The 24,403-nt window shown below is 43.6% G+C and carries 18 protein-coding genes and 2 pseudogenes; 10 read left to right on the top strand and 10 right to left on the bottom strand.

Annotated elements, in window-relative coordinates:
- Positions 1-248 precede the first annotated feature (248 nt).
- From L4B77_RS11605 to L4B77_RS11590, 4 genes and pseudogenes are all read right to left on the bottom strand, one after another.
- Positions 249-905 carry a QnrS family quinolone resistance pentapeptide repeat protein gene (locus L4B77_RS11605; RefSeq protein WP_429750578.1) on the bottom strand — a complete coding sequence of 219 codons (657 nt, stop codon included), beginning with the start codon at positions 903-905 and terminating at the stop codon, positions 249-251.
- Positions 906-1,222: 317 nt separating this feature from the next.
- Positions 1,223-1,705 (bottom strand): MarR family winged helix-turn-helix transcriptional regulator, encoded by a 483-nt coding sequence (locus tag L4B77_RS11600; RefSeq protein WP_261840518.1) that lies wholly within the window; start codon positions 1,703-1,705, stop codon positions 1,223-1,225.
- A 265-nt stretch (positions 1,706-1,970) separates the two neighbouring features.
- A pseudogene (locus tag L4B77_RS11595) lies at positions 1,971-2,069 on the bottom strand (choline ABC transporter permease subunit); the annotation flags it as partial.
- 79 nt (positions 2,070-2,148) lie between these two features.
- Positions 2,149-3,252 (bottom strand): annotated as a pseudogene (locus L4B77_RS11590) (alpha/beta hydrolase).
- A gap of 266 nt (positions 3,253-3,518) precedes the next feature.
- Between L4B77_RS11590 and L4B77_RS11585 the strand changes: the two are divergent.
- The 3 genes from L4B77_RS11585 to L4B77_RS11575 all read left to right on the top strand — a co-directional run bounded on the left by L4B77_RS11585 (position 3,519) and on the right by L4B77_RS11575 (position 6,062).
- Positions 3,519-4,223, top strand: coding sequence for a response regulator (locus tag L4B77_RS11585; RefSeq protein ID WP_429750576.1), 705 nt, complete (start codon positions 3,519-3,521; stop codon positions 4,221-4,223).
- Between the two features lie 36 nt (positions 4,224-4,259).
- Positions 4,260-5,585: a sensor histidine kinase gene (locus tag L4B77_RS11580; RefSeq protein ID WP_429750574.1), complete on the top strand. Its 1,326-nt coding sequence runs from the start codon at positions 4,260-4,262 to the stop codon at positions 5,583-5,585.
- Positions 5,586-5,786: 201 nt separating this feature from the next.
- Positions 5,787-6,062, top strand: a complete 276-nt coding sequence (locus L4B77_RS11575; protein ID WP_261840515.1) for a hypothetical protein — start codon at positions 5,787-5,789, stop codon at positions 6,060-6,062.
- A 244-nt stretch (positions 6,063-6,306) separates the two neighbouring features.
- Here the strand turns inward: L4B77_RS11575 and L4B77_RS11570 are convergent, their stop codons facing one another.
- From L4B77_RS11570 to L4B77_RS11555, 4 genes are all read right to left on the bottom strand, one after another.
- Positions 6,307-8,760 (bottom strand): family 20 glycosylhydrolase, encoded by a 2,454-nt coding sequence (locus L4B77_RS11570; protein ID WP_429750571.1) that lies wholly within the window; start codon positions 8,758-8,760, stop codon positions 6,307-6,309.
- Between the two features lie 222 nt (positions 8,761-8,982).
- Positions 8,983-10,497, bottom strand: coding sequence for a sodium:solute symporter family protein (locus L4B77_RS11565; RefSeq protein WP_429750569.1), 1,515 nt, complete (start codon positions 10,495-10,497; stop codon positions 8,983-8,985).
- A gap of 206 nt (positions 10,498-10,703) precedes the next feature.
- On the bottom strand, positions 10,704-11,096 hold the full coding sequence (locus L4B77_RS11560) for a RidA family protein (protein WP_017065166.1): 393 nt from the start codon (positions 11,094-11,096) through the stop codon (positions 10,704-10,706).
- Between the two features lie 139 nt (positions 11,097-11,235).
- Positions 11,236-12,669, bottom strand: a complete 1,434-nt coding sequence (locus L4B77_RS11555) for an N-acyl-D-amino-acid deacylase family protein (protein WP_261840512.1) — start codon at positions 12,667-12,669, stop codon at positions 11,236-11,238.
- Positions 12,670-12,845: 176 nt separating this feature from the next.
- On the opposite strand from L4B77_RS11555, the gene L4B77_RS11550 reads away from it, so the two are divergent.
- The 5 genes from L4B77_RS11550 to L4B77_RS11530 all read left to right on the top strand — a co-directional run bounded on the left by L4B77_RS11550 (position 12,846) and on the right by L4B77_RS11530 (position 19,049).
- Positions 12,846-14,120, top strand: a complete 1,275-nt coding sequence (locus tag L4B77_RS11550; RefSeq protein ID WP_261840511.1) for an amino acid deaminase — start codon at positions 12,846-12,848, stop codon at positions 14,118-14,120.
- A gap of 185 nt (positions 14,121-14,305) precedes the next feature.
- On the top strand, positions 14,306-15,169 hold the full coding sequence (locus L4B77_RS11545) for a MurR/RpiR family transcriptional regulator (RefSeq protein ID WP_261840510.1): 864 nt from the start codon (positions 14,306-14,308) through the stop codon (positions 15,167-15,169).
- A 311-nt stretch (positions 15,170-15,480) separates the two neighbouring features.
- Positions 15,481-16,053, top strand: a complete 573-nt coding sequence (locus tag L4B77_RS11540; protein WP_429750561.1) for a porin family protein — start codon at positions 15,481-15,483, stop codon at positions 16,051-16,053.
- Positions 16,054-16,358: 305 nt separating this feature from the next.
- Positions 16,359-17,981: a phosphoethanolamine transferase gene (locus L4B77_RS11535; protein WP_429750559.1), complete on the top strand. Its 1,623-nt coding sequence runs from the start codon at positions 16,359-16,361 to the stop codon at positions 17,979-17,981.
- 435 nt (positions 17,982-18,416) lie between these two features.
- Positions 18,417-19,049 (top strand): esterase/lipase family protein, encoded by a 633-nt coding sequence (locus L4B77_RS11530; RefSeq protein ID WP_261840507.1) that lies wholly within the window; start codon positions 18,417-18,419, stop codon positions 19,047-19,049.
- A 96-nt stretch (positions 19,050-19,145) separates the two neighbouring features.
- On the opposite strand, the gene L4B77_RS11525 is transcribed toward L4B77_RS11530, so the two are convergent.
- Entirely contained in the window at positions 19,146-20,120 is a 975-nt protein-coding gene (locus L4B77_RS11525; RefSeq protein ID WP_429750556.1) for an arginine deiminase-related protein, read from the bottom strand.
- A 530-nt stretch (positions 20,121-20,650) separates the two neighbouring features.
- On the opposite strand from L4B77_RS11525, the gene L4B77_RS11520 reads away from it, so the two are divergent.
- Both L4B77_RS11520 and L4B77_RS11515 read left to right on the top strand, forming a co-directional pair.
- A complete protein-coding gene (locus L4B77_RS11520; protein ID WP_261840505.1) occupies positions 20,651-22,501 on the top strand; it encodes an ABC transporter ATP-binding protein in 1,851 nt (616 codons plus the stop codon).
- A 284-nt stretch (positions 22,502-22,785) separates the two neighbouring features.
- Entirely contained in the window at positions 22,786-23,490 is a 705-nt protein-coding gene (locus L4B77_RS11515) for a DUF445 family protein (protein WP_261840504.1), read from the top strand.
- Positions 23,491-23,745: 255 nt separating this feature from the next.
- On the opposite strand, the gene L4B77_RS11510 is transcribed toward L4B77_RS11515, so the two are convergent.
- Positions 23,746-24,234, bottom strand: coding sequence for an Lrp/AsnC family transcriptional regulator (locus L4B77_RS11510; protein ID WP_261840503.1), 489 nt, complete (start codon positions 24,232-24,234; stop codon positions 23,746-23,748).
- Positions 24,235-24,403 lie beyond the last annotated feature (169 nt).

The raw sequence follows: 24,403 nt of genomic DNA, 5'->3' as shown, positions 1-24,403 counted from the left end.
GTTTAAAATCATCAAATTAATTATAAATCACTCTCAAATCAGTGACCAAGATCCCGTATGAAACTCAACCCATCTAAAAATGTAACTCAGTTACAAGTCATCTCGCATACCAAACATCTTTAGTATCATGCTGCTTATCAGATAACTCCGTTCAGCGTCAGAGATCCGATATGCAAAAGCCCAAAGTTGTTGGCTTTGGGCTTTGTTTTGGTTATTAACGTTATGTAATCAATCAGAAAACGAACAAGTTACTCCGGCATCACGACGATTCCCATCGTTTCAAGCAGTTGCTCTTGCTGCCAAGCGACAATTTTAATTCCAGATGTATCGACCTTACGAGGATCTAACCCCTCTAATTCAGCATGACATAAATTAGCACCTTGCATGCTGAATTGCCCCCATACGTCTTCTGAGAACACACCCCGGCTGAGATCAGACTCTTTCAGTGACGCGCCGCCAAGGTAAGTACCTATCCAACGGTTCTCAAACAACTCGCACTTCTCTAAACAAGCTTGCTCCAAGTTGGCGTAAGACAGGTTACAGCCCGTAATATACGCTGAGCAAAAATACATTCGATTACTTACCTGATTAGCAAAGTTAGCACGAGTAAAGTTCGCCCCTTTCAAGTCGCATTCACGTAGCTCAATACCATAGCAGTTCGCATTACTGAAATTCGCCATCGCCAACTGGCAATTCTGAAAGCTTGCATCTCGTAAGTCGGCAACATCAAAGTGGCACCCCTCAATGTCGCCTTGTTCAATAAACTTACAGTTAATAAACGTTGCATCACGCAAGTTCGAACGTCTGAAATCACAACGGATAAACGTACAGGCTGTAAATGTAAGCTCTGATAAGTCTTGCTGAGCAAAACTGTGGTGATGATAAGTGCTGTTATTAGTGTCCATTTAGCCCCCTAAAGAAATTAAGCTAAGACTATCATTACGATCTCAAGAAAACACTAAATTAAAAACCAACAAAAACAGCAACTTAAATCACCTCGATTTAGCTATTTTAAGGCACCAAACAAGCATTTTAAGGTTGTTATTTTCGTTTTATAGCATGCGCTTATCTTGAAAAAAGTTATGCTTCTTAGTGAAAGCTTGAGAGGGTATACAATACATGAGGGCATGAACTAGGATTATCTGTCATTGAGATCAAAAATGGCCGCTCAATGCGACCATTTAATGTTCATTCACCATTGTCTAACTGAACCAGTTAAACGTTAGTTCTTAGCAACGTTGGCAATCCCTTCAAGCTGAAGAACTGGCGCGGCATCAATGTCTTCCGCATTCATCATTGATGACACACGTTGCATTGAAGAGAGCAGTAGGCTTTGCTCCCACGGCTCAAGGTTTTGAAATTTTTTCACGAAGTTATCTTGCAACGGTGGTGGCGCATGACTCAACAACTCTTGGCCTTTTTCAGTCAAATTTGCATGTACTTTACGTCGATCTGACTCACTGCGTACTCGTTGTACATAGCCATTTAACTCTAGACGATCGATGATGGTCGTCGTGGTCGCTTGGCTTACATTAGTTTGATTAGACAACTCTTTGATCGTCACATTACCCATCTCTTGGATTGCTCTCATTAAAATTAATTGAGGGCCAGTCAAACCATACTCTTTACTCAACTTTTTCGAGTGTAAATCGATAGCGCGAATAATTTGGCGAATAGCGACCAGGATTTCGTCATGTTTGTCCAAGATACAGACCTTTGTACTAATATATGGTGAATGGCTTTACAGCGTCGAAGCGATGAAATGTCCTGATTATTTACATCAGGTGTACTCGAATTACACTGTAAATTGAGAAATTACTTCATTGATTTTTCCGCATTGTACTGATGTTCATACTATTCTCAATCTTTTATATGCTTCTGAATTTGCGCATGGCAACACTTTTGTACAATGAGTAGCGATATTCAGTCTTAAAGTAGCGAATAAGGTAAGAAAAAGCGAGATGTTGTCGGTAAATAATGGTCGAGATTACGCCAGGAACAATAGCAAATCCGAATATGACTCGAGTTAGAATCAGATACACGAGGGTTGGGACTGTCTGCATCAAATCACGGAATGAAAAAAGGTTGGCTACAACAAAGTCATCACCAACCTACCCATATCATGTCAACTATTAACCTGAACCTAAGCTACTCAATACGTGTAATGAAGCCATATTTATCGGAATCGTCCTTGGTCATCCAATGCGCACCATGAGATGGCGCTGAGTCTAAAGTAAAGATATAAAAATCAATCCCGGTATCGCCCATCACCTTCTGGTAGTAAGTCGCTTGCTTACGGTGACTCTCCTCAGTATATGGGAAATCTTTTGCGGTCTTATCACCCTGCCCCCAACTGTGCACACCGACTTGTTTGTTTAATTCGATTGCTTGTTCGGTGTTGGAGCGCTGTAAGATACGTGGATTACCTGCAGCAAAAAGATCCGTACCGCCAGAGAACACTGAACCCGTTGGCGTAACGATCGTCTTCATATTGTTGTCCTTAATCATCAGCCCAGTGTACATATTGATATCATCATCGGCACTGCCACCGATGTGGTTGGTAAACTGTAATGTCATTTCACTGCCTGGGTATTGCTTTACGATATCAAACAGTTGAAAGTATGTCGTCGCTCCAAGGGTCGAGTTAATGCGCTCAACAGACCCTGTATCTCTAAGTACATCTCGATAAAATGCGTTGAAAGCAAATGAAGTGGTGATGGTTACCTTGTTCCCATTTTTAGTTTTGCTCAGAATGGTTGAACCTAAGTTAGTAACGTATTGCACCATTTCGTTGTTATATTCAAGCTTCACTGGAAGCTTTCTATCACCCGTTGTGGTTTGGATTAATGTTGTATCATTTCCAACAGAACGTTGAGCCTCACCACAATCAAATGAGTCAAAAAAATGCCCCTCGCTGTAAATCGCACAATCATCAACACCAGCATCAGGGAGGTACAGATCAACACTTTGCCCGTGGCTTTCTACAAGCCTAATTACTTTTTGTTGTTCACTAATATCTTCAGCAAACTGAACTTTTTGATACTGAACACCATCATAAGTCAGTTCCATTGCTTCTTATTGGATCTCTTTTCGCTCTTGATACAACTTTTCAAGTTTAGCTGATGAAAATTCGTAATCGGCCTTAGGTTTGGCTTGCGCTTTAGTGGCAGGGTTACCTGAGCTTGAATTTGAATTACAGCCCGCTAAAAGAACCAAAGGAAACGCAAGAAAAACATTTCGATAGTTGATCATACAATTATTCTCCAAATATGTGATAGATGTATTTTATCAATAAGCATTTAATCCATCTGTCGTGAAAATGTAATAGTATGTACGGGCTTTCTGAACGTTGTTTTTTTATTCTCCCATTCATGTAAAATCATCATTGAACTGGCGTAGAAAGTATTTAATCATTTACGTGAAGCATGCAAATGGGATATGTCATAATAGCTAACCACTCAATAGTGCTCCCTCACGTAATCTCAATAAGTGAAACGCACGATAAGGCTGATAATGGAATGACAAAACCTAAAATGATCATCGTTGAAGACGACCGAAAGCTTCAGAAAATGTTGCAAGATTACTTTGTCATCCAAAATTTTGATGTTTTGGCACTAGATGATGGCAGTAATGCCACTCAAACTATTCTCGCGGAACAGCCCGATATCGTACTGCTGGATTTAATGCTCCCTGTCACTGATGGGCTGACAATTTGCCGACAGACGCGTACCCACTTCAAAGGTAAAATCTTGATGCTCACCGCCAGCGATGATGATTTTGACCATGTCGCAGGTTTAGAGACAGGCGCTGATGACTATGTTACCAAACCAATCAAGCCAAGAGTTCTGCTGGCCAGAGTTCGCTCGCTATTACGCCGCCAAGACACTGAAACGACTTCAGTCGACGACTCAGATACCCTTCATTTTGGCAAACTGGTTTTGAGAAACACCTACAAGAAATGTGAGCTTTCAGGCGCCATTTTATCACTGACTGACAGTGAATTTGACCTGCTTTGGCTATTAGCAAGTAACCCAGACACTCCGTTATCACGTGACTATTTGACTCAAACACTGCGTGGTATTGAGTATGACGGTATCGACCGAACAATAGACAATAAAGTCGTACGCCTAAGGAAAATACTTGGCGATGATAGTACGCCGGCAGAGAAAATTCAGACGATTCGTAGCAAAGGTTACTTATTTGTTTCAACCGCATGGCATTAACCTCGCTCAATACGAGCGTAATGAAAGAGAGTGATTATGCGACGTATCTATTTAGAGTCCCTACTAGGCTTATTACTATGCTTTATTACTGGACTTGCAGCCTACCAGATTACTGTTTATCAACTCAATACGGACTATGAATATGTGTTGCAAGATTACGAAGCGACGGCTCATCAACAACTCATAGAGAACATCTCTAAAAATCAAGGGCTTGAAGCAGCTCATCAAGCAATGGCTCAGTTCGTTGACACGACTCTTAATACATTGGAGACTTTCAGCCCGAATGATAAAATACCGACTCCAGTTTCTGAATTCTTCAGCAGTAATCCGACTCGCTTTATCTTTCATGATGAAAATCGAAACCTCTGGTTTCGCTTATCTAACAGCAATAACACCTATCACTACCTCCCCAATGACGAAACACTGGTTCGACAGAAGATAGAGCTTGAAGATGACCTTATCTGGGCATTCTTCTTAGCCAGTTTTATTATTTACGGCGTGGGCCATCTCGTGATTATTTTTCGTCGAGTTAAAAAGCTCGAAACTGTCACACTGCGCTTCGCTGAAGGGGTCCTCTCTTCGAGAGCTGAGACATCAGGCGGCAGTGCTATCGGGTCTCTCAACAAATCCTTCAACCTGATGGCCGACAGAATTCATCACTTAGTTGAGAGCAATCGCTCACTCACCAATGCGGTCGCTCATGAATTACGTACCCCTATATTTCGCATCCAATGGCAAGCTGAAATGCTCAAAGACACACCGCTTAATGAGTCGCAACAAGACACCGTTGAAAGTATTGTGGAAGATACGGAAGAGATGGAAAAGATGGTCGACGAACTGTTGTGTTACGCCAAACTTGATAGCATTGACCTCGCAAACCGACAGCAGCCCTTAGAGGTAAGAGACTTTCTTGAGCACTCGATGGCACGCTGGAACAAAGACACAGAGCTCAACATAGAGCTATCACTACCAGAACCACCTCGCGCAATTTTAATATCGGCTGATGAAACGCTGCTTAACCGCGCCTTAAATAACCTAGTACGTAACGCGATGAAATTCGCTCGTTCACAGGTGTCGATTGTAGCAACCTTGCATCGTGATCAGATATATATAGCGGTGCACGATGATGGTGATGGCGTGGCACAAGAACACCAAGCTCGCCTGTTCGACCCCTTTTATGTTGGTGACAAAGCGCGTAATAAGGCCAAAAGTGGTCATGGTTTGGGCCTTTCGATCGTAGACAAAATCTGCGCACAACACGGCGCAACGGTAGAGGTTGGACAAAGCCACACACTCAAAGGGGCCGTATTCACGATGACCTTTCCACTATGTAAAGATTCAGCTGACAAACCCATACAGTAACCACAAAACACCTCTGGAATAATGTTCAACATCGGTCGGGAGATGCTGTCTCCCAATCTACTTTTAGAGTCTAGATAAACATGGCACTGTCGTTTATGGCTTGTTATGAATGCTCGGCGGATGATTCGTTAACTCTCACTTTGTTAGCCATTTCCGCCATTCGCTTGATATCGACACTCTCATCATTCTTAAGGTATTTTTATGAAAAAGTTATTATGTGTTTTAGGCGTTATCTCACTTGCAGGTTGTTCAGGCATTAGCCACAACGAAGACGTTTACACAGCGCACGCTGAGAGTTTCAACATTGTCGGTTTTCAAGTTCCGGGGAACACCCAAGATCGTGTAATGGCATTAGTGCCAGAAGGGGCGACCGTTGATACAATTCACTCAACAAACTCTGATACGAGCTCTGTAATGGGAATCATGAACCGTATTATCGGTATCGACTATGTTCAAGTTGGCGGTAAAAAACAGTAATTAGCCCCCAACGCCCATCTGTATCCATGATAAACCAAGGCATACAGGCAGATTGCAGCAACCCAGCTTAAGATTATGACTTTCACACTTGCTCTGTATCATTTGGATAGTTCGAAACAACCTATACTTTCTTTAAAATATGAACGGATACCAGAGACTAAAAACCGCCGATATCTGGCGGTTTTCATTTATTGTTGGCGCGTAACTTATTATCTAGCTAGCTTTCATACACTCAACAGTTCCCTTATTCAACACCAAGCCGCTTCAGCAACAATTCTGTAGGGCGAACAATCGCGATGATCGACTCGTCGTAGATCTTTGCGGAGTCAGACAGCATCGCTTGGTAGGCATTCACCTCTGATGCTCGAACTTTTTCTCCCGCTTGTGCTTTAGCAATCAAGGTTAACGCCAAATCTGCGACTTCAATGGTTTTTTGTGCAACAACCACGGTATCAACTGAAGACACATTGCCAGCGAAAACGGTTTTAGCTTCAAGGGCGGCCGATTTTACTTGTTGATAATGCTGAGTCAGTTTATTAAGCGCTTGTTGGTTACCGGTCGCGAATTCATTCACCAAATCTTGCATCTCATAAACGGCATAGCTTTCAACAGGCAAGGCATCAACGAAGCGATTTAAGCGCTCGTATTGGCTATATAAAGTCCCTTTAGGATCGGTCGAGTTCCACTTCTCCCAGTTGCGCGCATAATACTGTGCAGGCTCAGTGTATTTCGCGAGCACACGCAGGTTATGAATATCTTGCCCTTTCGCAATGCGTTTTAATAGCATATCGGCGTCCGCATGATGGCGCAGCCCAACCGACACTTCAGACCAGGTGTCCATCACCTTCATACGCTTATACATGCTACGCTCGTCAGTCAATTGCGCATCAGACCAGAAGCGCTCTGCAATCGCGTAGCTGCGTGGCCATAGGTAGTTTTCAACGGTGTGACTGTCTTTATTTTCAAGCCACATGGTGATCTCGCCACCTAAAATCAGCTCTTTTTCTTTATCGGTCAGTTCAGCAGGGTAACCGCCATTCGGCTCTGGAATGACACCGCCTTTGATATCACTGCTCGCAATCACTTCTCCTGTGGTTGGCCAACGCACATTACCGATCAATTGGTAACTGCCTTCAGCAAAACCCTTAGGATTCAGGTTTAGGTTGAACTCGGTGTACGACATGAAGTTATCGAAGTGACCAATAAAGGTTTTACCCGGCACATAATCAAGAATGTAAATCTCTTCGCGAGACTTGCCATTGTAATCACTGAACGCGCGAAAAGTGCCATCTTTTGCCTCAATGATAGTAAGTGTTCCCTTACGCGGACTGCCTTTAGAACGAGGCATTTGCCATTGGTAAGTCACAAATTTCTCACCATTGTGCAGCTTATCGTCGACCGTAATACCGCTTGGCATCGGATCATTGCGATAGTGATAGCTCGTCGGCTGAGGTTGGTCTAGGTAGTAACCTGTAGACAAAATCCCTGGATAGCCCTCTTTCGCCGCACGGCCGATACTGTCATGCCCTTGCCAACTTTGAATTACGATCGATGTTGGCAAATCTTTATGCCAAATCTCATCCCAACCCGTCATTTTCTTTCCGCGCGCTTCGAGCATCTTCTCAACTTTCACATTGAGGTAGGACTGTAAACCACGCTCGCCATCAATGTTATTTTCTTCAATGAACCGCTGATGCCTTTCGCTGTTTTTCCACTGCGAATAATTCGGCTCATCGCCACCAATGTGAAAGTACTCATCCGGGAACAACTCAGTCAGTTCATCAAACACATCACCCAGCATTTCATAGAGCTCTGGGTTCAGTGGATCCATTAATGGTTCAAACACCCCCCAACCACGCTCTTGGTCATAACTTTGGCCCTCAGCACCAGACATCAAACGTGGATAAGCATGAGCAACAGCAGAGGAATGACCCGGCAAAGAGACCTCTGGTATCACACGAATACCGAGATTGCGCGCATATTCCACTAAATAGCGTACTTGGTCTTTAGTGTAATAGTTACCATCGGCGGTTTCAGACCACAAACGTGGCCATGATTCAGTTTGAATGCGAATGCCTTGATCGTCCCAGAAGTGCCAATGGAACACGTTCATCTTCGCCGACGCCATCGCATCTAACTGACGAATCAACACATCAAATTTAATGAAGTGACGTGAAGTATCGTAAGAAACACCACGCCAGCGAAAACGAGGCTCATCGACAATGGTTACGGCAGGAATATGGTAGCCAGTCGCCGTCGTTTCAACGAGCTGTAAAAGGGTTTCTATGCCGTGAATAGCGCCGTATGGGCTTGGTGCGCTCAGCGTAATTTGTTCACCCTGAGTGGTAATTTTGTAGGACTCTACAGAGTCGATGTTCTGTACTTCAGACTTTGGCGCCGCGTCGATATCAATGATCAAGTTAGCTTCATCCGCGCTATCGACTTGCCAATTTAAAATCGGCACACCCGTCTGACGCTGAAGGCGATCAATAAAGCGTTTTGCCGTGAACTCAACGCGATCAGAGTTAAAGCCTTTGATGTAAACCTTAAAATGACCGTCGACCTTAACCTGCCCAGCTTGCAGCTCGACAGTTTGGGGATACGGCATTAAATTTAAATCGGTATTCGGAGCCATTGCTAAAACCATTGGGGACACAACTAAACCTGAAATCAATAGGGATAATATAGTTTTTTTCATTGTGCATTTTCCTATATAAGTATTGGTCTATTTTATTTATCGGAGGCGATTCACAAAACAGAGCCAGAAAATCGCTTGCTCACAAGCTCGACCCCTTCATGGACCAAGACCACAATCCCATCCTATTATTCTTAGGCCCTACCACTGAGCAGGGCCTAAGCGAATGAAACCGATGAGCAAAACTGTAGTGCAACCACCCACCGGCTCACCTCCGTGTTGACATTAACTTGCTTGATTGACAGGACGTTGAGGCGCAGCTTCTTCCTCAAGTACGCCAGTGTCAGACAGTTCCATTTCCATCAGAGCACGCTCGTCATCAAGAATTGCTTTTGCCATTTCCGGTGTGACTTGGTTAGCCGGTGTACATAAGCTCACGATCACACCAGCCACTAAAGCCACCAAACAAGAAGGAATCACAGGGTTACCCCAGAAAACCGTATAATCAGCGTTTAACATAATCACCAGAGAAGCCACAGATGCTCCAGCCAGTGTTGCTAACGCACCTTGCCAGTTATAGCGTTTCCAAAATTTACCCAACATACCGCACACAAACATGCCCGACATGACCGTGGAAATCATCTTAGTGATGTAGCCGATGATATCGTTGGACGTCAGAGCGAACAGCAGTGCAAAACCAATCACCACAATCAATGCCAGACGAGAGTAGTTCACCATTGACTCTTTATTCGGTACTCGACCGGTGAACATGACATAAACATCACGCAGCAGGATAGACACCCCCGCAATCGCATCAGAGCTTGCACTCGACATGGTTGCAGAAAGGCCTGCGATAAGAACAATCATACCAACACCAACCGGGAGCACCGTTGCCGCTACATAAGGAAACGAGTAGTTCGGGTTTTCCAGTGATGGATCGATGGCGTGCGCTGCCATACCTATGATTGCTGGGATGATTGAGAAGAAAAGATACAACACACCTGACCCGACAAATGAACGACGGATGGTTGAAACATCTTTACCTGAGTAGATACGTTGACGGAATGAAGGTGTCGCCAATACACCGACACCGATAACCACAGACAGAGAAACAGCAGGCAGAATACCCAATTTATCGATGGCTAAAAAGCTGGTAGCAGCAGGGTCCATTGCAGCGTAAAGGTTATCCAGACCACCAATATAATCCACAGACATGACCGCCATCAGGATAAAACCGACAAACAAAATGACCGCTTGAATCGTATCGGTCCATACCACCGCGGTGTAACCACCGATCACAACGTAGATAGTGAATGCCGCAGCAATAATAATTTTCGCAAGATTAAGGTCGATGTCTGCAATCCACGCCAGGTACATGCCGCCACCGAGAATGTGCGCACCCAACCAACCGATTGACGCGATAAAGATAAGCAGACCAACCACATTTTTTACGATTCGGTTAGCGCCAACATAGTAAGCTAACTCTTCACTCATGGTCATGAAGTTTAGTTTACGAACCGGGGCAAACCAAAGGGCTAGTAATAAGATGCCGACAGCACCGCCAATTCCGTACAAAGCACCAGCCCAGCCATTCGCGTAGCCGAAACCAACCGCCCCCATACTTGAGCCCGTGCCAACCATCGTCGCGACCGTTGTACCCAGAACTAAAAATAATGGTAGGCCACGACCACCTAATAAGAAATCTTCACCCGATTTTTGATTACGCGAGACAAACCAGCCTAACCAAATTAAAAAACATACGTACACGCCGAAGCCTGTAAGAAAAAGTGTGCTGTTCATTTGACACCTCTCAGTGAAATATTAAGTTCATTCCTGAACTGTTATTTATGATTCATTCATTTTATATTTCATATAATTACTTTATTTATTAGGTATATTTTAATTAAAGTAATTTTTATAAATGTAGGGTGAGAGTATTAAGGAATAATAACAAGGATAATTAATCCCTAATACTCTCTAAGTAGATTATTGTGATTAGGTTATAACTAAACGCGATCAGCGCGGTAGCAAGTCACATCGACTTCAACTTTCACGTCTACCACTAGGTCACAGACCATGCAGATACGTGCCGGTGGGTTAGCACCGAAGAACTCTTTGAATACCTTGTTAAAAGATTGGAAGTAACGAGAATCCGTTAGCACAACCTTTACGTGCATTACGTCTTCTAGGCCGTAGCCCGCTTCAGTCATGATATCGACACAGTTTTGGATCGCTAGGCGAGACTGGTCAACAATGCCCCCCTCAACCACTTCACCATCTGTCATCGGTGTCTGGCCAGAAACGTACAGGAAACCACCCGCTTCAGTTGCGCGTGCAAATGGTAAATGTTGTCCGCCTGTACCTGTACCGCCTTCAACACCGTAACGTTTAATAGTCATTTTTTAACTCCACTTATTTATAGATACTATTGGGTTTATAGATAACATTGGCTTTATAGATAAAATAGTTTCTATTCCAATATTTTTAAATTAATTCGTCGCTTTATATTTATCGTGAATTTAATTTGATAATTAAAATCTAGTTTCGGTAAATAAAAATTCCTGAACGATTATTTTTCACTTTTCCTTGCTGGTAAGTTAACTCACCATTTACAAATACGCTTTCTATTCCCTCTGCAACTGAAATAGGATTTTCAAATGTTGCTGTGTCTTTAATATTCTTTGGATCAAATAAAACTAAATCGGCAAATGCACCGCAGCGAACTTCGCCTCGGCCCACTAAGTTGTAACGCTCTGCCGACATTCCAGTCATTTTGTGAATCGCTTCTGGCAACGAGAACAGTTTTTCATCTCGGCAGTAGTGACCCAATACTTTCGGGAAGGTGCCCCACAATCTTGGGTGTGGATGCGGGTCATTTGGCAAACCGTCAGAACCGACCATGGTTAACTTGTATTTCAAAACGCGCTTCACATCGTTCTCATCCATGCAGTGATACACCGCACCCGCTGGTTGAAGTGCTTTTGCTGCGTCCATCAGAGGTAGGTTCATCTCATCAGCAATCTGCTTAAGCGTTTTGCCTGCGTGTTCTGGCTTTGCTTCAGACCAAGTGATGAAGATATCGAAATCGTCCGTCACCTGTTTCAAATCCAGTGTTGAAGAGCTCGCAGAATATGGGTAGCAGTCACAAGACACATCTTGGTGCTCAGAAACCTTGTCCATCAAATCAAGCACTTCAACGGTTCTGCCCCAGTTGCCCGCACCTGCACATTTAAGGTGAGAGATAACAACTGGCACTTTCGCGTATTGTCCTGTCTCAAACGCTTCTTCCATCGCGCTTAAGATCTCTTCAAATTCGGTACGCATATGCGTGGTATAAATGCCACCGTGGCTAGACAGTACTTTTGCTAACTGCATCACTTCGTTGGTATTCGCTTGTTTCGCACTTGCGTAAGCCAGACCCGAACTCAAACCTAATGCACCTTGCGCCATCGCTAAATCAAGGTTGGTTTGCATTGCAGCAATTTCATCTTCGCTTGCGGTGCGTTGCAGATCGTCCATCACTTGATTACGCAGTGTGGTGTGGCCAACCAGCGCTGCTACGTTTACTGCAGGTTGTGCTTGCTCTACCGCTTGTGCATACGCCGCAAAAGTGGGGTATTTAAAATCAGCCTGCGCGCCTAAAAGATTCATTGGGTCAGGTGGATCACCAGCCAAAACCGTTGGCGATGCGCTGATACCGCAGTTGCCAACAATCACGGTTGTCACACCTTGGCTGATCTTCGGTAGGCAGTCTGGGTAACGAATTACGTTGGTATCGTCGTGTGTATGTACATCGATAAATCCAGGAGCTAATGCTAAGCCTGCTCCCTCAACCAACTGGCCACAATCTTCGTGATCGATTTGACCAATTTCGGCGATTTTTCCATCAAGGATTGCTACATCGGCACAAAACGATTGTTCGCCGGTGCCATCAAACACCTCTACATTTTTGATTATCGTATCGAACAACATTTTTCACTCTCTCAATCCACTGTGTTGATGGAGCTATATTAAGAATCCAGCCGATTATTTTCAGTGACAAAACACACATAATATTTTAATTTGTATGATAGTTTCTACCAAAAATTAGATTACAGATATATTTAAACATTAAATAACAACAACTTAAATCATGTTAGGAATCAGCAATGAAACATAACCCTGCACAAAAAGATGTTATAAAGTATCAAAAAGATAGTTTCGTCTTGACTGAAAAAGGCCAAAAAGGGAGAGCAGTATCACAATCTGAGAACGGTATTTACCGACTGGTTGATGACGATATTTCGCTTCCGGTAGCAATTATCAAACAATCAGCCTTGACCAATAACCTAAATTGGATGCAATCATTCGCCGATCACCATCAGGTTAAATTGTCGCCGCATGGTAAAACATCCATGACCCCTGCTTTTTTCCGCCAACAGCTAGACAATGGCGCTTGGGGGATTACCGTAGCGACGCCTGCACAGGCAGAAGTTGCCGCTATGGCGGGTGCAAAACGAATCATCATGGCCAACCAATTGGTGGGTAAAACCAACATGGCGATCGTTGAACAGCTGATCAGTGAATTTGATGTCGACTTTTACTGTTGTGTGGATTCATCGGTAAACGTGCAGCAACTTAGCCAATATTTCGCTAATACAAAGCAGACGCTAAAAGTACTGATCGAATTTGGTGTGCCGGGCGGTCGCTGTGGTTGTCGTTCACCTCAAGAAGTTCTAGAACTGGCTCAAACCATCCAAGACACACCTGCCCTTTCGCTCGCGGGTATTGAGGTGTATGAAGGTGTGATTCACGGTGACAACGCAGAACAAGACATTCGCACCTTCTTGAAGCAGGCGCTCACTTCGGTCGAAAGCCTCGCATCAGATGGCCTAATTACAGGGCAACCTATCATCACGGGTGCCGGCTCTGCTTGGTATGACGTGGTTGCAGAATGTTTAGCGAACCTAACGGATTACTTGGCGATCATCCGCCCGGGCTGTTATGCCATTCACGATACCGGTATTTACCTAGACGCCCAAAGCAAGGTGTTGCAACGCGCCCAAGTAAACCAAGGTTACGCATGTGAAATGGGGGGGGATTTAGAATCGGCGCTTGAGGTGTGGGCGTATGTTATCTCTCGCCCGGAGCCGACCAAGCTAGTGGTTGGGTTAGGCAAGCGTGATGTGGCCTTTGATGCGGGCTTACCGATTGCTGAACGTGGCTATCGCAATGGCGAAGCTATCTCAGTGAAAGGGCTAACGGCTACCGCGGTAATGGATCAACACACCTTTGTTGAAACAGATGGTTCAGCTGAGATTGAAGTGGGCGACATGATTGCGTTTTCAACCTCACACCCGTGTTTAACTTTTGATAAGTGGCGCTACATTGCCATCAGCGATGACGAGCATCAGGTAACAAACTGGGTGGAAACCTGTTTCTAAGTGGACTTTTGCCGAGAGTTTAAAGCTTATGAGTAATATCCACACATGAGCGATAAAGAGATCGATGAAACAATAAGATATACTAATGGGGCTAAGGCTTAGAACTAAATGACTTGGTTCTATATAGCTAGGTTCTGTATAACTAAATCACAACGATTAGCCCCATCAACAGAGGATCAAGATTCTTGAGTTTAGAAGTAGATATCATTTCACAGATAACGGAACGCTTTCCGGCTCTTCGTGATGCAGAGAAAAAAGTCGCCAAGCTTATCGTGGATGACATTGATTTTGCTGCCAATGCCAGCATCACAGAGCTTGCTGAAAACGCTCAAGTGAGTGAAGCCACCATTACGCGCTTTGCGAAGGCGATTGGCTGCAACAACGTACGTGATATGAAAATTAAGTTGGCTCAAACGCTGACCGTTGGCCAACGTTTTATCCTCGAACCGGTTGATCAAACCGGCTACCAGGGGATCTACGAGTCGATTAAGCAGAGCCTAGACACCAACCGCACCCTGTTCAAAGAGCAAGACGTTGAAACCGCAGTGAGTTGGCTGCATAACGCCAGACAGATCATCGCTATCGGCATGGGCGGTGGCTCGACCATCGCCTCTCAAGAGCTGCAACATCGCCTATTTCGATTGGGCTACCCAGTAGTCTCTTACAACGATGGTTTAATGTCACGCATGGTTGCGGCTACAGCCGATGCCAATGATGTGATGGTGATGATCTCTGCGACCGGTTTTACACCGGTGATCACGGACACCGCCGAGCTAGCCAAGCAATACGGTCTTAAGATCATCGCAATTACCCCGCAAGACACACCGCTCGCGAACATTGCCGATATTTTATTGCCAATCAAGCATATGGAAACCGATTTCATCTACAAGCCATCGGCGTCTCGCTACGCCATGTTGGCGTTAGTAGATGTGCTCTCTATGGGAATCGCAGTCAATCACAAAAATCGCTCTCGCGACAAACTGCGTCGCTTGAAGGTCGCACTAGACTCTTACCGAGGTGGAGGCGACAGGCAGCCTCTTGGTGACTAGATACGGATCAAACTGATCCCCATGTAAACGCGATAAAACCAACATAATCGAAGCTTGAGCTAACCCGCGATTTAACAGCTACTCATGCTGTTTACGCTATGTAACGATGACGCTGACAAAGCCATACAGTAATGGGAAAAGATTCTGGAATAATCCCCAACAGTGGTCGGGACTATAAACGAACTCAATCATTAAAAACTTAAAGTGATAGGTATTTGGATGATGAATGAAAAGATAGGTTCCGTTTCTAAGGGTTTTATTCATTCATCATTATGGGTACCGTGACTCACATTTCAGAACGAGTAAAAAAGATGACAAACATGGTAAAATCAGCATTAACATTGGGTATCGTCGGTTTAATTTCACTCCCAGCTTTAGCAGCAGGTACCAACGGCGGGGCATACATCGGTGGTGTAGTGAGTGCCTACCAAGATTCAGATACTGACGGCGCTCCTAGCCTAGATTCAGAAGGTACCGGCTACAGTCTATATGGTGGTTACCAATTCAACCGTATCATTGGTGTTGAGCTTGGCTACACTAATTATGCAGATTATAAAAATGGCGCAGAACAGCTTTCACCAACCTCTATTTCTGCATTAGCGAACATTGGCTATACGTTCGATAATACTATTCGTCCATTCGCATTGGCAGGCTTAAGCACCATTGACCTTCATGCGAATAACGCGGCAAACTATGATGACGACAACGAGGTGGGTTTCCACTTTGGTGTCGGTGTTGAATTCTCGCCAATTGAACACCTAACATTGCGCCTAATTTCGCAAGCTGACGCGGTCATTGTGGAGAATGATGTAAATGCGAGTCAAATTGAAAACCGAACTTTAGCGTTTAACAGTGTTAGCTTCGGTGGTTCGTACAATTTCTAAGATGCACCTCTGAGCCACAGAGTCAGTAACTCAAATTCACTTTGCTGCATCGCCTGAGGTACGGCAATAAAGTAAAGTGGATTTGCAATCACTTTCCCCCATATCGAGCTTAAGCATTCACTTCTTACTCAACTTATCCCATCACAGTCAAAAATAATCAGAATCTAATAACGATATGAATTAAACTGTCTTGAAAACTCGTAATAGAACTTTTTACTATTCCGAGACTCTACTCAGTAATGAAGAGTAAAATTCAACTTTTCTAAGAGACAGAAAGAGCACAAATAGACGTAGGAATACAAAAAATGAATCTCCACCGCTTAAACCTATCCATCAATAAACTCCCTTTCGTGTTGGCTATCTATTATGTGCTTGTCATAAACCTGCCTATTTCACGCGAATTATTCAACATTATCAGAGCTTCAGAAGCCGAGAGTATTGGATTCATAATTTCAATTCCTTTTTTCTTTCTTGCTGCATTCAACTTTATATTTCAAATATTTAACTGGCCGATATTTAATAAGGTCTTTTTCATCTTCTTATTGCTGACCTCCTCTTTAGTCAGCTATAGCATGTTCAACTATGGCATTTTTGTTGACTATGGAATGATAGAGAATATTTTTGAAACCAACAGTGGTGAAGCGACTAGCTACTTAAGCACATATTCAGTGTTATGGTTCCTGCTGATGGGTTGCCTCCCATCACTTATGCTTTTATTTACCAACCTTGAAAGAAAATCTTGGAAAAACTTTGCTATTTGGAAAGCCGTTGGGTTGTTAAGCTCATTAATCGTCATTGCCCTTATTGCTGCGTTGTTTTACAAGGATTACGCATCAATTGGCCGTAATAACTCCCACCTTAAGAAAATGATCATTCCAACTGAATACGTAGCATCAACCGTCAAGTACATCAACAATACGTACATAAAAGAACCGATTCCGTATCAAGAAATCGGCTTAGATGCTCAGTTAAAACCGGAAGTAAAACAAGCAGAAAAGCCGACATTACTGGTGTTTGTTCTCGGTGAAACCGCGCGCGTATACAACTATCAATATTATGGTTATGAGAAAGAAACTAATGCTCATACCAAGCCTTACAACCCGATCTTTTTCTCTGATATTCAGTCATGTGGAACAGCTACTGCGGTTTCTGTACCGTGTATGTTTTCGAATATGAACCGCAGCAACTATGATCACGACAAAGCTTACAATCAGGATAACGTGGTCGACATTATGAACCGTGCGGGCATTCACTCGATCTGGCGAGATCACGATGGTGGGGATAAAGGTGTTGCACACAAAATTAAAAAACTGACCCTTGCCCCTAAAGATGGTGACCCGTTGTGCAATAAAGATAAATGTTACGATACTGCGATGCTAGAGAGCTTCGAACAAGATACGCAAAATCTTAAGCAAGATAACATCATTTTCTATCACATTTCCGGATCTCACGGCCCGACTTACTTTAAACGTTACCCAGAAGAACATAAGAAGTTTACTCCAGACTGTCCACGTGCCGATATCGAAAACTGCACCAATGAAGAATTGATTAACACCTACGACAACACCATCTTGTATACGGATTTCTTTATCTCACAGGCTATTCAGAAGCTAGAGAAACTCACCGATAAGTACAACGTTGCGCTGATGTACATTTCCGATCATGGTGAATCTTTAGGGGAGAACGGGGTTTATCTTCATGGCATGCCTTATTCATTCGCACCGAAAGAGCAAACCCATGTGCCTATGATCATGTGGATGTCTGATGGTTTCGCCGAGCAGAAAGGAATAAACCAGACCTGCTTAAGAAAGGCAGGTAAAGAACAGAGCTTTTCCCATGACAATCTGTTCGACTCTTTACTCGGCTTGATGGACGTGCAAACCAAAGAGTACCGAGAGAACCAAGATATCTTTGCTGCATGTCGATGAGTCTTGTGCTAATGCCTATAGCGACAATAGTGTCAATCGACACGGCTTGACGGGTTTAAGCCTCTCCCCCCTCCTAAAAGAAAAGACTTCGGTCTTTTCTTTTTTTATCCATCGTTAACACAAAACTTAATGGTCTTTGATAACCATGGCTCAATGGGTGATGTGAATCCGCGAAAATAAAAAGAGAGCCCATACTCTTGACAAGACAATACAATACAAGAGTTACTTAACAAGACAATAGTGACTGAGCAACTCCTCTCATTAAGTTGAACTCTAAATGGCCTCTTACTCCCTGCCCTTCTTTTCAGCAGTTACGTTAGATGGGTAGACTAAGCACAGCGAGCCTCAGCCTGTCGTGTCCCAATAGCAGCAAGTTCTATTGAGTTTAGATTTACGACTCAATATACTGGGAACACCATCAAGCGGAGGACAAAAATGAGCAACAAAAACAAACATATAGTTTTGATTCATGGTCTATATATGCCTGCGCTGATCATGCAGTATCTGGATAGGAATTTCAAAAAACGTGGTTTTACAACGCACAAATTTGCCTACAACTCACTGCGTTTCCCTTCTGCCGCCAAACGCCTCAATCGCTTCATTAATGCGCGTTTTGATGAATACGATGAAGTCTATTTTTTTGGCCACTCACTCGGTGGTTTGCTGATTCGTCACTACTTTAAATTCTACCAACCCGACTTTGCCGACACCTGCATTATTACCGCTGGCACGCCACACAATGGGGCAACCATCGCTAAAACACTATCGAATCATGGTCTTGGATTCATATTTGGTTCGAGCAAAATGATCTTAAGCGATGGCTTGGGTGACTACGATATTGATGTGCCGATTGGCGTCATTACTGGCACCAACGACGCCGGTGTCGGACGTATTGTATTGGGCCGAACCCCTGGTGATGGTACGGTCACACTCGAAGATGCAAACCTGCGAGGTGCAACAGACACATGCGCGCTCAAGCTCAATCACACCGCACTGGTGTACTCTAAAGAAGTGGTGTCACTCTCAGCTCAGTTTATCAAGCACAGAACCTTTAAATCCGCTGAATAAATTTTTCCGAATCTATTTTCTTACGTCTAGAGATAAAAATACCACTCTGCGCTTCGAGTGGTATTTTAAAACCGATGATTGAAAGGTAACCGGTTGTTATAAGTCATTCACTCGTGTTGGTAAGAACACTTCACCTAACATGCATCGTACTGAGCCTCCACCAATATCTTCAATCGTTTTCACACTAAATGGCAGTAGCTTTCCATGTGTCGAAAGCTGAACTCGCTGAGCTGGGGAAAACGCATCATAAGCCGATTGAGACATTGCGATCACCTTATCACCATTCACCGTTTCCAATTGAAGGATGTTGCCACAGAATCGGTTCATTTGCTCAATGGTGATAGAGATAACCTGTTTGTCTTTAGCAAGCGACTTCACCACAAAACGACGCTCAAATTCTGGAATGACTTGATCACAGATCACGCAGAAATTATCACCAATCGCCATCATCACATTGGTGTGGTAAATCGGCTGACCAGATGGCAGTGCTGTTTGAAACGAAACCACACGTGAATAGCCAATACGCTTCGCATAGTCTTCCAATACTTCACGGTCACAACGTTGAGAAAGTGCGGCATAGATAGTCTTATTAATATGATCGATAACCATCACACCCGTGCTCTCCAGATAAGAACCTTGTGCGATATAAGATTCTAGAGATTCACTATGGTTAACAATGCGACCTGCAGCTTCTAACGCTTCAATAAACGCGTTCGGCTTAACTTCACTCTGACGGTTTTCACAAGCCATGGGGAAAGTGAATAAGCTTCCATCATTGCAAGTAGTGAACCAATTATTAGGGAATACCGCATCAGGAGTTTCAACCCCCAGTTTTGGGTAATCAAACTCTACAACTTGTACACCTTCTTTGCGCAACGAAGCCACCATCGTCTTAAACTCGGCCATCGTTTTTCGTTTGATCTCGACTTCAGTCAGATTAGCTCTGTGCTGAAACTCGTTATCGCCCGCCGTTTCTTCATTAAAACGGAACTCTTTGGGCGGCACCATAACAACGCAATTGGCGTTTTGAACATTAGTAATATGAAGTGATCTTTTGTGTAGGTTTAACATCTCAACCGTCCCTATCCTTTAGGTATGGTCAGAATTGTAAACAACTTGTTACAAAAAGATTCACTGAAAACAATAATGATTCGAATATTTATCCTAAGGAATTACTGCGAAATACGGCTTAATCCATGATTTTTACTGCCAGATAACAACACACCAGAAAAAACCAACAGTTTGCATGTTCATTAAAGCGCTTATTGAATAAATATCCTCGTTTCACTCTCTGATGACTCGTCAATGTGGGTTACAATTCCATCCATTTAACGTTAGGATTATCATCGTTGCATCATCATCAATTACGTTTGAAATAAGCCTCATTTTTCCAGTCTAATTCAATTCAAAATGAGCGTAATGAAAGACACGCTTTGCGCATTTCGTTCTCAACTTGACCAAAACAAACATTAATTTATCGAATGGTGTGATGGTTCTACCAACGAATTAATTCTTAGACAATTTCAAATCAAGACGATAAAAGCAAAGCCGCACCGACGATGCCATCACTCATAGATGCATTAGCTTATAAAGGGAAAACTATGTACAAGAAATTTGAAGGTTTTACTAAGGCCTTTCCAAAGGAGGAGCCAATACAACCTCCTACAGGAATACTGGCGTTTTGTCGCCATTACACCCGAGGCTTTGAAAAACCTTTAATCGTACTCGGGTTAATGAGTATGACCATCGCGATCATCGAAGTGGCGCTATTTGGTTATATGGGACAACTGGTCGACTGGCTATCAACCAGTAACCCTGAAACTTTCTTAGCGGACAACCAGTCAACACTTATCGGGCTAGGTGTCCTATTATTGGTCGTGATGCCAATCTTAATCAGTGTCTACTCACTATTACTTCACCAAACTTTGCTCGGCAACTACCCAATGTCGATTCGTTGGTTGGCCCACCGCTATCTTTTAAAGCAAAGTTTGTCCTTCTATCAAGATGACTTCGCAGGTCGAGTTGCGACTAAAGTCATGCAGACCTCACTCGCAGTGCGTGAAACTGTAACCAAAATGGTCGATGTGTTCGTTTACGTGACGGTTTACTTTACAGCGATGCTGCTCATGCTTGCTGAATCGGATTGGCGCTTAATGGCCCCAATGTTAATTTGGCTGTTTATTTACGTCGGTATTCAACTGTTCTTTGTACCAAAACTAAAAGATGTCTCCTCAGAACAAGCAGATGCTCGTTCACTGATGACCGGACGTATTGTTGATAGCTACACCAACATTGCGACAGTGAAATTGTTCTCACACAGTAAGAGAGAAACAGAATACGCCGAAGAAGGCATGAAAGGCTTCTTGGATACGGTGCACCGCCAAATGCGCTTAGTGACTGGCTTCAACATCTGCGTGGAATTCGCTAACTATCTATTGGTATTTAGTATTGCCGGTATCTCTATCTACCTATGGTTAGATAACGCGATCACCGTGGGTGCAATTGCAATTGCCGTCAGCCTAGCCTTACGTATTAATGGCATGTCTAAATGGATCATGTGGGAGATTGGCGGTCTGTTTGAGAATCTAGGTACGGTGATTGATGGCATTAAAACCCTATCTAAGCCTATCGCAATCGAAGACAAGAAAGACGCTGAGCCACTGAAGGTTCCTCAAGGTGGTATCACCTTCGACAACGTAAGCTTTAACTACGGTGAGAATAAGGGGGTAATTAACAACCTTAATCTCAACATAAAGCCAGGGGAAAAAGTGGGCTTGGTCGGCCGTTCCGGTGCCGGTAAATCGACATTGGTTAACTTGCTGCTACGCTTTCACGATGTAGAAAGTGGCCGCATCCTGATCGATGACCAAGAGATCTCGAGCGTTACCCAAGACTCACTGCGCAGTAACATCGGCATGGTGACTCAAGATACTTCACTGCTGCACCGTTCGATCAAAGAGAACATTCTTTACGGTCGACCAGAAGCATCAGATGAAGAGGTATACGCTGCCACTAAACAAGCGCACGCGCACGAGTTCATCGAAACGCTCACCGACCCGTTTGGCAACATTGGCTACGATGCACAAGTCGGCGAGCGAGGCGTTAAACTTTCTGGTGGTCAACGTCAACGTGTGGCTATTTCACGTGTGCTTCTAAAAAATGCACCACTACTGGTTCTTGATGAAGCGACTTCGGCACTCGATTCTGAAGTCGAGGCGGCGATTCAAGAGAGCTTGATTGAGCTAATGGAGGGCAAAACGGTTATCGCAATTGCACACCGTCTATCGACGATCGCAGCCATGGACCGTTTGATCGTGCTTGATGCTGGTAATATCGTCGAAGAAGGTACACATCAAGAACTCATTAACCAGAACGGCATCTACGCACAACTGTGGAGCCATCAAACAGGTGGCTTCATTGCTGATGATCTTGACCCGATCACGAGTGCTTAATTTTAGTGCAACGTTAAAAGTGCGGCGTAATTCACACCAATTTGTTGATTAATGCCAAATTACACTTAGCAGAATGTTATGTCGAAACGATATAATATCGTTAGCATCAAAGACGCCTCGCTTGCGCGTTCTGGAATAAGGCTAGACTTCGGGGGGAGGCTAGCCTTTTTTATACCTGCATATTCATGTCCTTTCTACCTGCGACATAACTTCATCGATCCTTTTGTTTTTTTCTTGGCATTTTTTTCTTAGAATGCGCCCAGTATTCTTTCTAGAGACCTACCATGAACAAAAGTATCTTAACTAACGTGATTGCATTGGCACTGCTTGCTGGTGGCTATGCAATGGCAAATCAACCTTTACTTTATGCCGGCCTATTCGCATTCTCTGGAGCCATCACCAATTGGCTGGCGATTCATATGCTGTTCGAAAAAGTACCGGGCCTATACGGGTCTGGCGTTATTCCAGCACGATTTGAGGAATTTAAAGCCGCCATTAAACAACTGATGATGGACCAGTTTTTTACTGAAAGTAACATTGATCGCTTTCTGAACAACGAGATGAGTGGAAAATCGCTTAACCTAGAGCCCATTATCAAGAAAATCGATTTCAACCCTGCATTCGATTCACTGGTTCATGTTATCGAGAACTCACAATTTGGTGGTATGTTGGCCATGTTCGGCGGCACAGAAGCTCTAGAACCCATGAAAGCGCCTTTCGTAGAAAAAATGCAAGAATCGGTGGTGGAGATTAGCCGCAGCGACACAGTAAAAACAGCCATCAAAGAAGAGCTAGAGTCAACGGCGATGATGGATGAAATCAAAGAAAATATCGAGGCAATCATCGATCAACGCTTGAATGAATTGACGCCAAAACTAGTCAAAGAAATGGTCCAGACGATGATCAAGAAACACCTTGGTTGGCTCGTTGTTTGGGGGGGCGTGTTTGGCGGTGTCATAGGCTTAATTTCCGCAGCGATCACACTATAATTGATTTATCGCTATTCCCCTAAACCCATAAAAAATGGAAGCGTGTTCGCTTCCATTTTTTATCCAATTCGACACCCAACAACTCGTAATACCAATCACATTTGGTCAGTGATCAGGAATGGCACAGAGAAAAACTTGAGAACAAGACAGAATTTTCTGATAAGTAGTCATTCGACAATCAAAAATTCTAACGAAGTTATCGAGGTTTTATACAAGCTAGAATGACCAGTTATTTACTACGATTGGTATAAATACCTATTTCAGTGTTGATAACAACTCAGGGTTCACACCAAAACCTTTCTTATGCTCTTCGATCACCACTTCACTGCGGGTCTGAATCACTCCGGGTAACGTCCCGAGCTTCGAGGCCATAAACGACTGATATGCTTTCATGTCTTTCACTCGTACTTTAATCATGGTGTCAAAGTCACCAGACAACGAATAGCACTCTTCAACTTCTGGCATCAGATCAACAGCTTGAGCAAATTTATCAAAGATGGAGAAACTGGTCTGGTCAAGGCGAATATGAATAAATACTTGCACATCCAACCCCAACTTTTCAGAACAAAGCTCAGCATGATAACCGGTTATGTAACCCTCTTTTTCAAGTCGCTTTAATCTATCAGAACAAGGAGAGGTCGTTAGATTGACCTGTTTTGCGAGCTCAACGACAGGTAATCGCCCTTTCAGGTGCAAAATTCTTAGTATCTCTTTATCGATACGATCAAGCTGATGCTGAGGCATAATATTCCTTAAATACTCTAAATTCGGTTCAGTATCGTCCATATTAAGCGGCATCCGGCAAAAATACGCTCACATATTTAACGAAACCAAAAACACCCATACCATTCACAGAAAATATAAATAATTTCAGACCGATAAGTATTCTACAACTCATCTTCTACCTATAACC

Source organism: Vibrio minamisatsumaniensis, from assembly GCF_050337445.1.
Lineage (GTDB): Bacteria > Pseudomonadota > Gammaproteobacteria > Enterobacterales > Vibrionaceae > Vibrio > Vibrio artabrorum.
Note: the sequence above shows the minus strand (reverse complement) of the source record. Positions and strands in the feature narration are given on the sequence as shown.

Coding starts and splice junctions, on each gene's coding strand:
- L4B77_RS11575 (WP_261840515.1), top strand. CDS start 5,787: ATGAAAAAGTTATTATGTGTTTTAGGCGTTATCTCACTTGCAGGTTGT.
- L4B77_RS11570 (WP_429750571.1), bottom strand. CDS start 8,760: ATGAAAAAAACTATATTATCCCTATTGATTTCAGGTTTAGTTGTGTCC.
- L4B77_RS11585 (WP_429750576.1), top strand. CDS start 3,519: ATGACAAAACCTAAAATGATCATCGTTGAAGACGACCGAAAGCTTCAG.
- L4B77_RS11515 (WP_261840504.1), top strand. CDS start 22,786: ATGAACAAAAGTATCTTAACTAACGTGATTGCATTGGCACTGCTTGCT.
- L4B77_RS11555 (WP_261840512.1), bottom strand. CDS start 12,669: ATGTTGTTCGATACGATAATCAAAAATGTAGAGGTGTTTGATGGCACC.
- L4B77_RS11530 (WP_261840507.1), top strand. CDS start 18,417: ATGAGCAACAAAAACAAACATATAGTTTTGATTCATGGTCTATATATG.
- L4B77_RS11535 (WP_429750559.1), top strand. CDS start 16,359: ATGAATCTCCACCGCTTAAACCTATCCATCAATAAACTCCCTTTCGTG.
- L4B77_RS11550 (WP_261840511.1), top strand. CDS start 12,846: ATGAAACATAACCCTGCACAAAAAGATGTTATAAAGTATCAAAAAGAT.
- L4B77_RS11520 (WP_261840505.1), top strand. CDS start 20,651: ATGTACAAGAAATTTGAAGGTTTTACTAAGGCCTTTCCAAAGGAGGAG.
- L4B77_RS11540 (WP_429750561.1), top strand. CDS start 15,481: ATGACAAACATGGTAAAATCAGCATTAACATTGGGTATCGTCGGTTTA.
- L4B77_RS11580 (WP_429750574.1), top strand. CDS start 4,260: ATGCGACGTATCTATTTAGAGTCCCTACTAGGCTTATTACTATGCTTT.
- L4B77_RS11560 (WP_017065166.1), bottom strand. CDS start 11,096: ATGACTATTAAACGTTACGGTGTTGAAGGCGGTACAGGTACAGGCGGA.
- L4B77_RS11565 (WP_429750569.1), bottom strand. CDS start 10,497: ATGAACAGCACACTTTTTCTTACAGGCTTCGGCGTGTACGTATGTTTT.
- L4B77_RS11510 (WP_261840503.1), bottom strand. CDS start 24,234: ATGCCTCAGCATCAGCTTGATCGTATCGATAAAGAGATACTAAGAATT.
- L4B77_RS11605 (WP_429750578.1), bottom strand. CDS start 905: ATGGACACTAATAACAGCACTTATCATCACCACAGTTTTGCTCAGCAA.
- L4B77_RS11525 (WP_429750556.1), bottom strand. CDS start 20,120: ATGTTAAACCTACACAAAAGATCACTTCATATTACTAATGTTCAAAAC.